Below are 12,539 nucleotides of genomic sequence, written 5' to 3'. Positions count from 1 at the left end.
CCACGACCAGCGCACTCCTGGGCCTGCCGCGTACACGCTCACCGCCGACATCCGGGCTTGCGACCCGTGCCGGCTCAGACCCCTACCGGGCCAAGCACCACACCCCCAACCCCGTTACCCCTCAAAGAAGATGGAACTCGCCATGTCAGAGCGCACACTGCCCGAAGCGACCTTCGCCCGCACCGTCCTTGGCTCCGGCCCCGGCCTCGCCGTCGCTCACGGCGCCGGCAGCAGCGTTGCCGGCACCTACGGCCCGATCCTTGAGGGTCTGGCCGCCCGCCACACCGTCGTCGGCATCGACTATCCCGGCAGCGGCGAGACCCCCCGCTCCACCAAGCCACTGTCCCTGGACGGCCTGGCCGACCAGCTCGTCGCCGCCGCCGTCGCCGAGGGGCTGGAGACCTTCGCGCTGTCCGGCTACTCCCTCGGTGGCCCTGTCGCCATACGCGCCGCCGCCCGCCACCCCGAACGCGTCACAGCCCTCGTGCTGACCGCTACCTTCCCCCACCGCGACAGTCGCCTGGCTCTCGCTCTGCCGATCTGGCGCAAGCTGGCCGAGTCGGGCGACCGCGAACTGCTGGCCGAGTACCTGACGATGATGGCCCTGGGCGCCGACGCCCTGGAGGCAATGCCGTCCGAGCAGATCCAGCAGGCCCTCGCCTTCACCGCCGCCAGCGTCGCCGACGGCACGCCCGAGCACGCCGAACTGGCCCCCCGGGTCGACGTCCGCAACGACCTGCCGCGCATCAAGGCACCCACCCTGGTCATCTCAACCACCCAGGACTGGTTCACCTCCACCCGCCTGCACCACCAGCTCGCCGACACCATCCCCGGTGCCCAGCTCGTGGAAATCCCCACCGGCCACCTGCCGATGGTGGAACGCCCCGAGGAATGGCAGAAGCTCATCACCGACTTCCTCGACAAGCACAGCGCCTGAGACACACCTCCGGGGGCCGTGCCGTCGACGGCGGCGCGGCCCCCAGCGGGGTCTCTCGTTGCTCGGAAGGACGGCGCCTTCGTGGCGAACATTGTGCTGGTGCACGGCTTGTGGACCGATTGGTCGGTCTGGGGTGATGTCATGCCGAAACTGCGGGAAGCAGGACACTGGGTGCACGCCGTGCAACTGCCGCTGACCTCGCTGCACGACGACATCGGTGCCACGCGCTGTGCCCTCGACATGTGGCCGGCGCCCGTCGTGCTGGCCGGGTGGTCCTACGGCGGCGCTGTGATCACCAATGCGGCGCGGCGGGCACCGAACGTGACGGGGTTGGTCTATCTCGCGGCATTCGCCCCCGATGAAGGCGAGAGCGTGAGCGACATCAATCGGCGCTTCCCGCCCACTGCGCTCGCCTCGGCGATGCGTCCGACCCAGCGGGGCGAGGCGATCCGCATCGACCAGGAGCTCTATCCGCGGATCTTCGGCGCCGACGTCCAGAGGTGGCGTGCCGCGGAGCTGGCCGGCACCCAAAGGCCGGTCTCGCCGCGGTGTCTGTACACACCGTCAGGCAGGCCGGCCTGGCGCCGGAAACGGTGCTGGTACCAGATCTCCGAACACGATCAGGCCCTGAGTGCACAGGCCCAGCGTTGGATGGCCGAGAGGACCGGCGCCACGACGATGGCTCTGCCGACGAGCCACGCGTCGCCCTTGTCCCGTCCCCGGGAGGTCGCCGACCTGATCATCGCAGCCGCAGCGGACGCCCCGACCCCGGTCCTGTGACGTGCCCTGAGGACGCCTGCTCCGGTGACGTCGTTGCCGCCGCAGGGTTACGCTTCGGCCGTGACCGGCGCAAACGTGATCAGCGCAGGCCTGAGCCGTCGGCGTGTGCTGGGTGCCGGCCTCGGCTCGCTCGCGGTTGCGCTGTCCGGCTGTTCCGGGGATTCCGGGCCCGTGCGCAGGCTGCAATTCGGTACGGGGCCGGCCGGCGGGCCGTACAACGCTTTCGGCCGCGCGCTGGAACGGGCCGTCAGGGGGAGCGGGCACCGGCTGGAGATCGTTCCGGTGGGGACGTCGGCGAGCGTGGACAATCTGCGGAGGCTGGACGACGGCTCGGTTGAGCTGGCGCTCGCCATGGCGGATGTGGCCGAGGACGCCGTGCTGGGGCGGGAGTCGTTCTCGCGGCCGGTCAAGGTGACCGCGCTGGCCCGGGTCTACGTGAACTACGCGCATCTCGTCGTGCCCGCTGAGGGAAAGGTGAGGTCGGTGAAGGATCTCGCCGGGCGGGCGGTCGCCGCCGGGGCGGCGGGATCGGGCGTGCAGGTGGTGGCGGGGCGGCTGCTGCGGGCGGCACTGGCCGGAGAGCGGCCCGTACGGGAGCGGCGGCTCGGGCTCGCGGAGTCGGTGACGGCGCTGCGCGAGGGGACAATCGACGCGTTGATCTGGTCCGGGGGCGTACCGACGCCCGCGCTGTCGGCGTTGGAGCGGGTTTTGCCGCTGCGGTTCCTGCCTCTGGATGGCTTCGTCGGAACACTGCGGGACACCTATGGCCCGGTCTACTCGACGGTCACGATTCCGGCCGGGGCGTACGGCCTCGAGGAGCCGGTGGGCACCATCGGTGTCGGCAACTATCTGACGGCTCGCGCCGATGTGCCCGAAGGTGCCGTGCGCGCACTCCTCCAGGTGCTTTTCGACCGGCGGCGCGATCTGCTGCGGGAGGTGACGGCGGGGGCGCGGCTGGAGCCCCGGTTCGCGATCTCCACCGGGGCCGTGCCGCTGCATCCGGGCGCGGTCGCGTACTACCGCTCGCTGTACGGCTGAGTGCCACGAGCGCGAGGCAGCTCGAGCTCGAAGGCCAGGCCGCGGGGCTCGCGATGTCCCGCGCTGAGCCGCCCCCCGCTGATGCGGGCGATCTCGTCGGCGATGGCCAGTCCCAGTCCGCTGCCGGCGATGTTCTGGTGCGCCGGCCCCCGCGCGAAGCGCCGGAGCAGCAGGGGCAGTTGCTCCTCGGGTACTCCGGGGCCGTCGTCGCAGACCTGAACGACGACGTTCCCGTCCCGGAGTGTGGCTGCCACGTCGACGTGACCGCCGGCCGGTACGAATTTGCCGGCGTTGTCGAAGAGCGCGTCCAGGATGCGGCCCACCGCGTCGGGCAGGGCGTGGGCCCGCAGGCAATCCGGGACGCCGGAGGCGGTCAGCTCCAGCTCGGCGTCGCGGAGGACCGGTGTCCAGGCGGCCACCCGCTCCCGTATCGCCTCCGACACGTCCTGGTCGGTCCGTTCGGCCGTACCGGACTCCACCCGTGCCAGGGCGAGGAGCCGGTCGAGCAGCTCCTCCAGCCGTTCCGCCTCGTCCAGGGCCCGGGTGTGCTCGGCGCGACCCGGCCCGGGGGAGAGGTGCGGCTCGACGTTCTCCAGTTGCAGCACCAGGGTGGCCAGGGGGTTGCGCAGCTGGTGGGAGGCGTCGGCGACGAAGTCGCGCTGGCGGTTGATGGAGACGGCCATGGCTTCGGCCATGCTGTTGAAGTGCTGTCGCAGACGCCGCAGTTCGGGCGGACCGGTGTCCGAGACCGCCCGGGTGTCCAGGCTGCCGGATGCCAGTCCTTCCACTGCCTGGTCCAGGTCGTGGACCGGGCGCATCAGCCACCGGGCGATGCCGGCCGCGGCCAGGGCCGCCGCTGTGAAGGCGGCGAGCGCGCCGGCCGCTATGAGCGACCAGCGCACCATCACGTCCCGGCGGGCCGCGTCGGTGGGTGCGGCGAGCAGGACCGCCCCGCTCACCCGCTCATCCCGTCCCACGGGCTCTGCCAGGACGACGGTGTCGGGGCCCCAGGGGCGGATGGTCGGCAGCCGGTCGGTGGGGCGGCCGGTGAGCGCCCGGTCCCGGGCGTCCAGCGCCTTTGAGGCGACCTGAGCCATGCCGTCACCGGCCCGCGCGACCGCTCCTCCCGCCGTGTCGACAACCATGACTCCGGCTCCGTACAGACTCGCGTACCGGCGGATCTCGGCGGACAGTTCGGACCGGTCGGCGTTGGTGCGCACCCGGTCTGCGAGGTCGGCGAACCGGACCGCTTCGGAGCGCCGCTGGAGCAGCAGGTGGTCGGTCCGTCCGCGTGCGTAGGCATCGGCGAGGGGGAGGGCGAGCAGGACGACGGCTCCCATCAGAGCCAGTAGTACGGCGAGGAGGCGGCGTCTCATCGGGGGTTCCGCTCGCTGTCTCCGGCCCCCAACTGGTAGCCGAAGCCGCGGACTGTACGCACCAGACCCGAGCGCCCGGTCTTTGTGCGTATGCCCGATACGTGCACATCGAGCGAACGGGAGGTGGCGAGGAACGCGTCGCCCCAGATCCGGTCGAGGATCTCCTCCCGGGAGTGCACCTCGCCCGGCCGCGCGGCGAGGAAGGCGAGCACATCGAACTCGCGGCGGGTCAGCCCTACTTCGGCGCCCCCCACCGTGACGGTGCGGCCGGCCAGGTCGATCTCGACATCCCCGGCACGCACCAGCTGCTCATCGACGCGGGTACGGTCCACGGCGGACGGCGCGTCTGTCCTCCGGCGCACGCTGTCGATACGGGCGATCAGCTCCGCCATCCGGAACGGTTTGACCACGTAGTCGTCGGCGCCCGCCCGCAGTCCCTGCACGATGTCCCGCTCCTCGCAGCGCGCGGTGACCACGATGAGCGGGGCGTCGCAGACCGTACGCAGCCGCCGCAGCAGCTCAAGCCCGTCCAGATCCGGCAGGCCCAGGTCGAGCAGGACGAACTCCGCCTCGTGGACGTGCCGCAGCGCGTCCAGGGCGCGGCCGACCCGGCGGACGGTGTGCCCGCGCTGGGCAAGGGCGGTGCCGAGGGCGTGAGCCATGCGGTCGTCGTCCTCGACGAGTAGGGCGTGCATAGGGATTTCCTCGTGACCTCGGACCTGCTCAAACCCCAGTGACCTGGACAGCAGCATACGGAAGCAGCCTTTCCAGGTCACCGGGGAGTACGTCGCCAGGACGGGGGAATCGCAGGTCAACCGACGGCTTTGGCGGGAGCCACCGTCCCGGCTCGGCCGCGCGTCCCGGAGGCGGCCTCGGCCACGGCCTCCGCCTCGGCGCGGCTGAGCGTGGCGTCACGCGTGTCGCGCATGAAGACGTACGTCACCAGGGAGATCAGCGCACACCCGGACACGTACCAGAAGAACATCTTCTCGTGACCTGCGTCCTTGAACCACAGCGCCACATACTCCGCCGTACCGCCGAACAGCGCGTTCGCGATGGCGTACGGCAGCGCCACACCCAGGGCGCGCACATGGGTGGGGAACAGTTCGGCCTTCACAGCCGCGTTGATCGAGGTGTAGCCGGTGATGATCACCAGGGCGAGCAGGGACAGTCCCAGCGCCGGCCAGTACGAGGACGCCGAACCGAGGGCGGTCATGATCGGGTACGTGCCGACCGTGCAGCCGACCGCGAAGGTGATCAGCAGCGGGCGTCGGCCGATCCGGTCCGAGAGCATCCCGGCGAAGGGCTGGAGCACGGCGAAGAGGGTGAGCGCGGTGAAGCTGACCAGCGTGGCGGTGTTCTTCGCCATGCCCGCGCTGCCGATCAGGTACTTGGTCAGGTAGGTCGTGTACGTGTAGTACGCCACCGTGCCGCCCAGGGTCAGCGCCATGACGAGACCCGCCTGGCGCCGATGCTGCCACAGGGCCTTCAGCGTGCCGCGCGCGCTGTCGTCGTGGCCGGTCCCCTGGCCGGAGGTCTGCTCGGTGAAGGCGTCGGTCTCCTGCAACCGGCGCCGCAGCCAGAACACCACCACCGCGAAGATGGCCCCCAGTACGAACGGGATCCGCCAGCCCCAGCTCTCCAACTGGGCAGTGGAGAGCGTGCGCTGAAGCGTGATCAGAATGCCCAGGCCGAGCAACTGGCCACAGGTCATCGACACGTACTGGAAGGACGACCCCAGGCCCCGGCGGTTGCGGGCCGAGGCCTCGGTGAGATACGTGGCGCTGGCCGCGTACTCGCCACCGATGCTCATGCCCTGGAGCAGCCGCGCCAGCAGCAGGACCACGGCGCCGAAGTAGCCGGCCTGGCCGTAGGTCGGGGCGACGGCGATCAGCAGGGCGGCCACTGACATCATGGAGACGGTGAGCGTGAGCGCGCTCTTGCGGCCGTGCCGGTCCGCGGCCCGCCCGAGGACCCAGCCGCCGACGGGGCGCATCAGAAAGCCGACCGCGAAGATGCCCGCCGTGTTCATCAGCTGGGTGGTCGGGTTGTCCCCGGGGAAGAAGGAGCCGGCGAAGTAGATCGCGAAGCTGGCGTAGACGAACCAGTCGTACCACTCGACGAGATTGCCGAGCGACCCGCCGACCAGGGCGAGCCGTCGCTTCTTGCGAACGTCTTCGGGCGGCGATGTGGTCATGGCAGCGGATGAGGACATGGCGGCTCCAGACGAAAAGTCCCTGGTGAGAGACGAGGGAAAGCGCCCCGGAACGGGGACTAATGCAGGAGCATGCGGCGCCCGTCACACCGCCACAAGATTCGGCGCGCAGATCTAACATCCCGCTAAGAAAGCGAGCCGATGGAAGACGTTGCGCCGGCCGTAGGCTGCCGCCCTAGCGCCCGGCGGCGAGGTCGCAGCAGGCGCGTGCCCGGGGTGGGGTGTCTTACGGAGGCAGGCGGTCCGCTACCTGGTAGAAGGCATCCGCCTCCTCGGCTGCCACAGAGCACCGGATCACGCAGGCCGAGTTGGCGGGCGTGCAGGCGCAGTGCCGTCTGGTGGGTTTCCATCTGCGACATGTCGTAGGGGTAGCAGCGCAGATACATGGCTGTTGCGCCGAGGGGGCTGTGGTTCAGCGGGGCTGCACGGCCGCGCTCACAGCAGGTCCCGTGGGGCTCGCTGCGGCGGGATGCCGGCCCGGTTGGGGAGGATCTCCCCGGTGTCGTCGAAGAGGAGCACACCGTTGCAGAGCAGGAACCATCCCTGGTCGGGGTGGAAGGCCACGAGGCGGGCGGCGTCGTGGTCCGGGGCGTCCCAGGCTGGACAGGGCGGGGTGTGGGAACACATTTCGGCCCCCCGGCGGCGGAAGCCTGGGGCGGTCTGGCGAGCTTCCCGACCCCCTCCCGTGAGAAATTGTGAGATGTGGGAGCGTGAGCAGGTGAGTGAGACGAAGGCCGAAACCCTGCAATACCGCATTGACGGGCCAGAAGACGCCCCGGTCCTGATCTTGGGACCGTCCCTCGGAACCACCTGGCACATGTGGGACCGGCAGATAGCCGATCTCTCCCGCCGGTGGCGGGTGTTCCGGTTCGATCTGCCCGGCCACGGCGGTGCCCCGGCCCACCCCGCGACCTCCGTCACCGAGCTCGCCGACCGGCTGCTCGCGACCCTCGACGGGCTGGGCATCCAGTTCTTCGGCTACGCCGGCTGTTCCATCGGCGGCGCGATCGGCGTGGAGCTGGCGCTGCGCCAGCCGCACCGGGTGGCCTCCCTCGCTCTGGTGGCCGCCTCTCCGCGGTTCGGGACCGCCGACGAGTTCCGCCAGCGCGGTGTGATCGTGCGGACCAACGGTCTCGACCCGATGGCCCGCAGCGCGCCCGAGCACTGGTTCACGCACGGCTTCGCCGCCGCCCAGCCCGCCATTGTCGAGTGGGCGGTCCAGATGGTCCGCACCACCGACCCCGGCTGCTACATCGCCGCCTGCGAGGCGCTCGCGGCCTTCGACGTACGCGGCGAACTCGGCCACGTCGGCGTCCCGACCCTCGTCCTGGTCGGCTCCGAGGACCAGGTCACCGGGCCCGCCGAGGCCCGCACTCTGGTCGCCGGCATACCGGACGCCCGGCTCGCGCTCGTGCCGGGCGCATCGCACCTGGCACCCGTCGAGCAGCCCGGCGCGGTCACCGACCTGCTCGTACACCACTTCTCCACCGCCTGGCAGAACGCATCCGATTCAACGACGGGGCTCACCCCGATCCCGGCCACGCCGATCACGCCCGCCCTGTCCGCCCCGGTCACACCCATCGGGGAGATCGCCCCCGCCTCGCCCTCGCAGCCCGAGGCGGTGCAGCCGGGACGCCCGGATCCGTACGTCGCCGGGATGAAGGTGCGCCGCGAGGTACTCGGCGACGCGCATGTCGACCGGGAGACGGCCGCCGCCGACGACTTCACCGGCGACTTCCAGGAACTGATCACCCGCTACGCCTGGGGCGAGGTCTGGACCCGTGAGGGCCTCGACAGGCGCACCCGCAGCGTGGTGACGCTCACCGCGCTGGTCGCGGGCGGGCACCTGGGCGAGCTGGCCTTCCACACCCGTGCGGCGCTGCGCAACGGACTCACCCCCGCCGAGATCAAGGAAGTCCTGATCCACGCGGCTGTCTACTGCGGCGTCCCGGCGGCGAACTCCGCCTTCCGGGTCGCCCACAAGGTCATCCAGGAGGAGACCACACCCTGAGTCCCTGTCCGGCCGGTCATGGCCCGGCGTAGCAGGATGGGCCCATGAGGCTCACGAAGAAGACGCACGCCTGCATCCGGCTGGAGAAGGACGGGCAGACGCTCGTCATCGATCCCGGCACCTTCAGTGAAGAGGACGCCGCCGTCGGTGCGGACGTCATCCTGGTCACCCACGAGCATCCCGACCACTTCAACGAGGACCGGCTGCGGGCCGCGATGGAGGCGAACCCGGGCGCCGGGATCTGGACCCTGCGCAGCGTCGCCGAGAAGATCTCGGCCGCCTTCCCCGGCCGGGTCCACACCGTCGGCCACGGTGACACCTTCACCGCGGCCGGGTTCGACGTGCAGGTGCACGGAGAGCTGCACGCCGTGATCCACCCGGACATCCCGAGGATCACCAACGTCGGCTATCTGGTGGACGGTTCGGTCTTCCACCCCGGCGACGCCCTCACCGTCCCCGGCCATCCGGTCGAGACGCTGCTGCTCCCCGTACAGGCCCCCTGGAGCAAGATCTCCGAGGTGATCGACTACGTGCGCGAGGTGAAGCCGCGGCGTGCCATCGACGTGCACGACGCCCTGCTCACCGATCTCGCCCGGCCGATCTACGACCGTCAGATCGGCGAGCTCGGCGGCACGGACCACGGCAGGCTGACACCGGGCGAGACGACCGACCTGTAACGGCCGCGGGCCCGGCTGTCAGACCGCCCGGCTAGGCTCTTCGCATGCGCATCGCCACGTGGAACGTCAACTCGATCACCGCCCGACTGCCGCGCCTGCTGGCCTGGCTGGAGAACAGCGGCACGGACGTGCTGTGCATCCAGGAGACCAAGACCACCGAGGAGCAGTTCCCTTCCGACGAGCTGCGCGAGCTCGGTTACGAGTCCGCGGTCCACGCCACGGGCCGGTGGAACGGCGTGGCGCTGGTGTCCCGGGTCGGCCTCGACGACGTGGTCAAGGGCCTGCCCGGCGGCCCGGAGTACGAGGGCGTGCAGGAGCCCCGGGCGATCGCCGCGACCTGCGGCCCGGTCCGCGCCATGTCGGTGTACGTGCCGAACGGCCGCGAGCCCGGGCACGCGCACTACGCGTACAAGCTGCAGTGGTTCGATGCCCTGAAGGCCTCAGTCGCCTCCGACGCGGCGGCGAGTCGCCCCTTCGCGGTCCTCGGCGACTTCAATGTCGCCCCGACCGACGAGGACGTCTGGGACCGCGAGTTCTTCGAGGGGCAGACGCATGTCACCCCGCCCGAGCGCGCGGCGCTCATCGCGCTCCAGGAGGCGGGCCTCACCGACGTCGTGCCGCGCCCCCTCAAGTACGACCACCCGTTCACGTACTGGGACTACCGCCAGCTGTCCTTCCCCAAGAACCGCGGCATGCGCATCGACCTGGTCTACGGCAATGATCCTTTCGCCAAGGCGGTCAAGGACAGTTACGTCGACCGCGAGGAGCGCAAGGGCAAGGGCGCGTCGGATCATGCGCCTGTCGTTGTGGATCTGGACATCTGACGTTGGTTGACGCGCGCCCTGTGGTGCGCCTGGCGGCAGGGATGCGAGGCTGAGTGGTATGAACATCCCTTTCTTGGACAACTGGCTCAAGCGGCGCGACCCCGGGCAGGTGCAGGGTGAGCCCGCCGCGGAGTTCGACCCGGAGCGCGAGGCGGCCATCGCCGAGCTGCTCTCGGAGTGTGAGCTGCTGCGTGTCCGAGCGGGGCAGGCCGGGCTCGAACTGGACGACAGCCCCGCCTCGTTGGCCGCCCTCGACCAGCTCCCGCCGCGCTGGCGCGACGACCCGGAGGAGCTGCCCTGGCTGGGCAATGACGCGGGTCTCTACCTCGGCACCGTGATCGTCCGCACGGTCCCCGGGGCGGCCTGGCACATCTGGCCGGGCGGTCATCCCGTGGTGCAGCTCGCCTCAGGCCGGGAGATCAGCGTGGTGGAGGCGGGCCTGGACTGGGCGGTCAATGGGGCGCCTCAGCTGTCTCAGGTGTACGCAGAGGCCGCAGAGGCCTGAGCTGCACAGACTCCATTAATACGGCTTATGCCCTATTTATGCGTGTCGAGTGTGAAGTCCCTTGTCCGGCTGGATAGTTTGCGCTGACCTCGACACAGCCGAGAGTGGGTAGGTCAGCGTATGGTCGTCGATCCTTTGATCGAGCTGCGTGACGTCAACACGTACGACGGACAGGTGCACGTGCCGCGGGACTGACGGGGGGTGCAGGACCCATGACGCGACTTCCAAGACAAGCCCTACGCCGCGGCGCTCGCGCCCGCGCCGCGCGGAAACTCTGCCATCGGCAGCCGCTTCGACCACCGGATCTCGACTACGATGTGCCGTTCATCCCCGTGGTGATGGCGATCTCCCCGCGTACCAAGGCCGCGGATCCGGCTCCGGCCGGACCAGGGACGCTGCTGCCGGGTGGGGGTCCCCCCACGGCCCCCAGGCCGTAGGGGGAGCAGCAGCTCAGGGCCATTCCCGCCCGGCGGCAGCCGGTGATCACTTCTCGCGCAGCGGGACCGACAGATATGACGGGTCGGCTGCGGACGAGGAGAAGGTCAGCTGCGCGCCGGACGGGTTGTGCTCGATGTAGAGCGGGTCGACAGTGTCGACGACCAGGGCGAGACGGTGGCCCGCCGGGACGTCGTAGGCGGTGGAGAAGAGCTCCAGGTCGACGGCGAACGGCTTCCCGGGTGTCATGCCGTGGAAGGTGTACGGCGCATTGCTGACCAGCTTGCCGAGGCCGAGCGGGCCCACGTCGTAGAGGTATGCGACGAGGGTGCCGCTCTCCTTGGTGCTTGTGACCGTGGTGTGCATCCTGGCCGTGCCGCGGATCTGCTGCTCCGAGCCGTAGCGCTCGGACTTCCAGACGGCGGCGAAGAGACGCGGCAGCAGCGGGATCGACGCCATCGGGGGCAGTTTGGCGAACTGGTCCAGGATGCTGGACAGGAAGATGACCCCGCCGTTGGCGCCCGAGTCGACATTGGCGAAGATCCGCTTGGACCCGCCGAGTTCGATCTTCCGTTCGGTCGCGGCCACCGACTTCCAGTCGGGGTAGTTCTCGTATCCGCCGGTGGAACGGGACTTGATGCGGACCGGCGGCTCTTGGTCCACGCCGTTGTCGGCACCCTTGAGGTAGTGGTCGAGCCAGCGATGGGCGCTGGTCCAGCTGTCGTTGGGCAGACCGAACAGACCGCTGCCTTCCGCCGTCGCATGGTCGCCCGGGCGGAACTCCAGGCGCTTGGGACCGGTGAGCTTCTCGTAGAAGTCGGCGTACTGGTTGGGCGGGAAGATCGAGTCGCCCCAGGCGTTGCCGAGCATGATCGCCGCGCCATTGGCGTTGATCCGGTCCAGATAGGTGGCGGGGGAGCGCTTCTTCCCCCAGTCGATCAGCTCCTGCTCCTTGGCGAGGTTGGAGGAGAAGAAGTCCGCCGTGATCCGCTTGAACTCCTCGCTCGGCCGGCCGGTGAGATACCCCGCACCGCTGAGCATCGCGGTGGCCTGCACATGCTGGGTGCGGCCGCTGTAGATGGACTCGACGAGGTCGGCCCAGCCGCTGAGGGCGGCAACCGCCTTGATGCGCTTGTCGTGGGCGGCGGCAAGGAGCGTGAGGCCCGCGCCGTACGAGACGCCGGCCATGCCGACCTTGCCGGGGTCGGCGGGGGTGTTCGCGAGCGCCCAGTCGATCACCTTGGAGGCATCGGCGATGTCGGGCGGTCCCGCCACTTCTATGGAGCCGCCCGACTGCCAGAAGCCGCGGGTGTTGTAAGTCACCACGACGTAGCCCGAGTCGGCGAGCTGCTTGGCCTGCGCAAGGTATTCGATCTGGGGCAGTCCCCAGCTCGTGGGCAGCACGATCACGGGGTATCTGCGCGTGCCGTCGGAGCCCGCGGGCGTGACGACATTGGCCTTGAGTACGGTGCCGCCGTCACCGGTGATGTCGACGAACCGTACGTCCGCGGTGGCGGATTGGGCCTGGTCGCCGGCCATCGGGACGGCGGGAGCCACCCCGACGGCCGGTCCGGCGAGAAGCGCGGCGGAGACCGTACCGATCGCGGTCGTACGCAGGGCCTTGCGCGACTGTCCCACGGGTCACTCCTCACTCGTGTCACTGCAAAGTGACCCGACGGTAACCTTGAGGACTTACTTGGGGTAACTCCTCGGTAAGTTACGCGACGGTAACGATTATTGG

The 12,539-nt window shown here is 70.0% G+C and carries 12 protein-coding genes and 1 pseudogene; 8 read left to right on the top strand and 5 right to left on the bottom strand.

Translation table 11 applies throughout. The features are described 5' to 3' along the window. The first annotated feature begins 142 nt into the window (after positions 1-142). From OHA61_RS06800 to OHA61_RS06790, 3 genes are all read left to right on the top strand, one after another. Positions 143-937 (top strand): alpha/beta fold hydrolase, encoded by a 795-nt coding sequence (locus OHA61_RS06800; protein ID WP_406302230.1) that lies wholly within the window; start codon positions 143-145, stop codon positions 935-937. An 81-nt stretch (positions 938-1,018) separates the two neighbouring features. Beyond that, positions 1,019-1,717 (top strand): alpha/beta hydrolase, encoded by a 699-nt coding sequence (locus OHA61_RS06795; RefSeq protein ID WP_406302229.1) that lies wholly within the window; start codon positions 1,019-1,021, stop codon positions 1,715-1,717. A gap of 60 nt (positions 1,718-1,777) precedes the next feature. Further along, a complete protein-coding gene (locus tag OHA61_RS06790; protein WP_406302228.1) occupies positions 1,778-2,755 on the top strand; it encodes a TAXI family TRAP transporter solute-binding subunit in 978 nt (325 codons plus the stop codon). On the opposite strand, the gene OHA61_RS06785 is transcribed toward OHA61_RS06790, so the two are convergent. The 4 genes from OHA61_RS06785 to OHA61_RS06770 form a co-directional block, all read right to left on the bottom strand. Further along, the gene (locus OHA61_RS06785) at positions 2,734-4,131 is read right to left on the bottom strand and encodes an ATP-binding protein (RefSeq protein WP_406302227.1); all 1,398 of its coding nucleotides are present in this window, start codon (positions 4,129-4,131) and stop codon (positions 2,734-2,736) included. The genes OHA61_RS06790 and OHA61_RS06785 overlap by 22 nt on opposite strands. Next, positions 4,128-4,826 carry a response regulator transcription factor gene (locus tag OHA61_RS06780; protein WP_406302226.1) on the bottom strand — a complete coding sequence of 233 codons (699 nt, stop codon included), beginning with the start codon at positions 4,824-4,826 and terminating at the stop codon, positions 4,128-4,130. Before OHA61_RS06780 ends, OHA61_RS06785 begins: the two co-directional genes overlap by 4 nt. 116 nt (positions 4,827-4,942) lie before the next feature. Then, the gene (locus OHA61_RS06775; RefSeq protein ID WP_406307295.1) at positions 4,943-6,328 is read right to left on the bottom strand and encodes an MFS transporter; all 1,386 of its coding nucleotides are present in this window, start codon (positions 6,326-6,328) and stop codon (positions 4,943-4,945) included. A 453-nt stretch (positions 6,329-6,781) separates the two neighbouring features. Beyond that, positions 6,782-6,973, bottom strand: coding sequence for a DUF5999 family protein (locus OHA61_RS06770; protein WP_406302225.1), 192 nt, complete (start codon positions 6,971-6,973; stop codon positions 6,782-6,784). A gap of 91 nt (positions 6,974-7,064) precedes the next feature. Between OHA61_RS06770 and pcaC the strand changes: the two genes are divergently transcribed. The 5 genes and pseudogenes from pcaC to OHA61_RS06745 all read left to right on the top strand — a co-directional run. Continuing rightward, positions 7,065-8,357 (top strand): 4-carboxymuconolactone decarboxylase, encoded by a 1,293-nt coding sequence (pcaC, locus tag OHA61_RS06765; RefSeq protein WP_406302224.1) that lies wholly within the window; start codon positions 7,065-7,067, stop codon positions 8,355-8,357. A 44-nt stretch (positions 8,358-8,401) separates the two neighbouring features. Then, on the top strand, positions 8,402-9,034 hold the full coding sequence (locus OHA61_RS06760) for an MBL fold metallo-hydrolase (protein WP_406302223.1): 633 nt from the start codon (positions 8,402-8,404) through the stop codon (positions 9,032-9,034). Between the two features lie 44 nt (positions 9,035-9,078). Then, positions 9,079-9,858 carry an exodeoxyribonuclease III gene (locus tag OHA61_RS06755; protein WP_406302222.1) on the top strand — a complete coding sequence of 260 codons (780 nt, stop codon included), beginning with the start codon at positions 9,079-9,081 and terminating at the stop codon, positions 9,856-9,858. A 58-nt stretch (positions 9,859-9,916) separates the two neighbouring features. Beyond that, positions 9,917-10,363, top strand: a complete 447-nt coding sequence (locus OHA61_RS06750) for a DUF6278 family protein (protein WP_406302221.1) — start codon at positions 9,917-9,919, stop codon at positions 10,361-10,363. 278 nt (positions 10,364-10,641) lie between these two features. Then, positions 10,642-10,800 (top strand): annotated as a pseudogene (locus tag OHA61_RS06745) (amino acid ABC transporter permease); the annotation flags it as partial. 46 nt (positions 10,801-10,846) lie between these two features. On the opposite strand, the gene OHA61_RS06740 reads toward OHA61_RS06745, so the two are convergent. Next, a complete protein-coding gene (locus OHA61_RS06740; protein ID WP_406302220.1) occupies positions 10,847-12,436 on the bottom strand; it encodes a CocE/NonD family hydrolase in 1,590 nt (529 codons plus the stop codon). Positions 12,437-12,539 lie beyond the last annotated feature (103 nt).

Source organism: Streptomyces sp. NBC_00885, from assembly GCF_045207475.1.
Classification (GTDB): Bacteria; Actinomycetota; Actinomycetes; order Streptomycetales; family Streptomycetaceae; genus Streptomyces.
The sequence above is the reverse complement of the archived record's forward strand: the minus strand, read 5'-3'. Positions and strand labels throughout refer to the sequence as shown.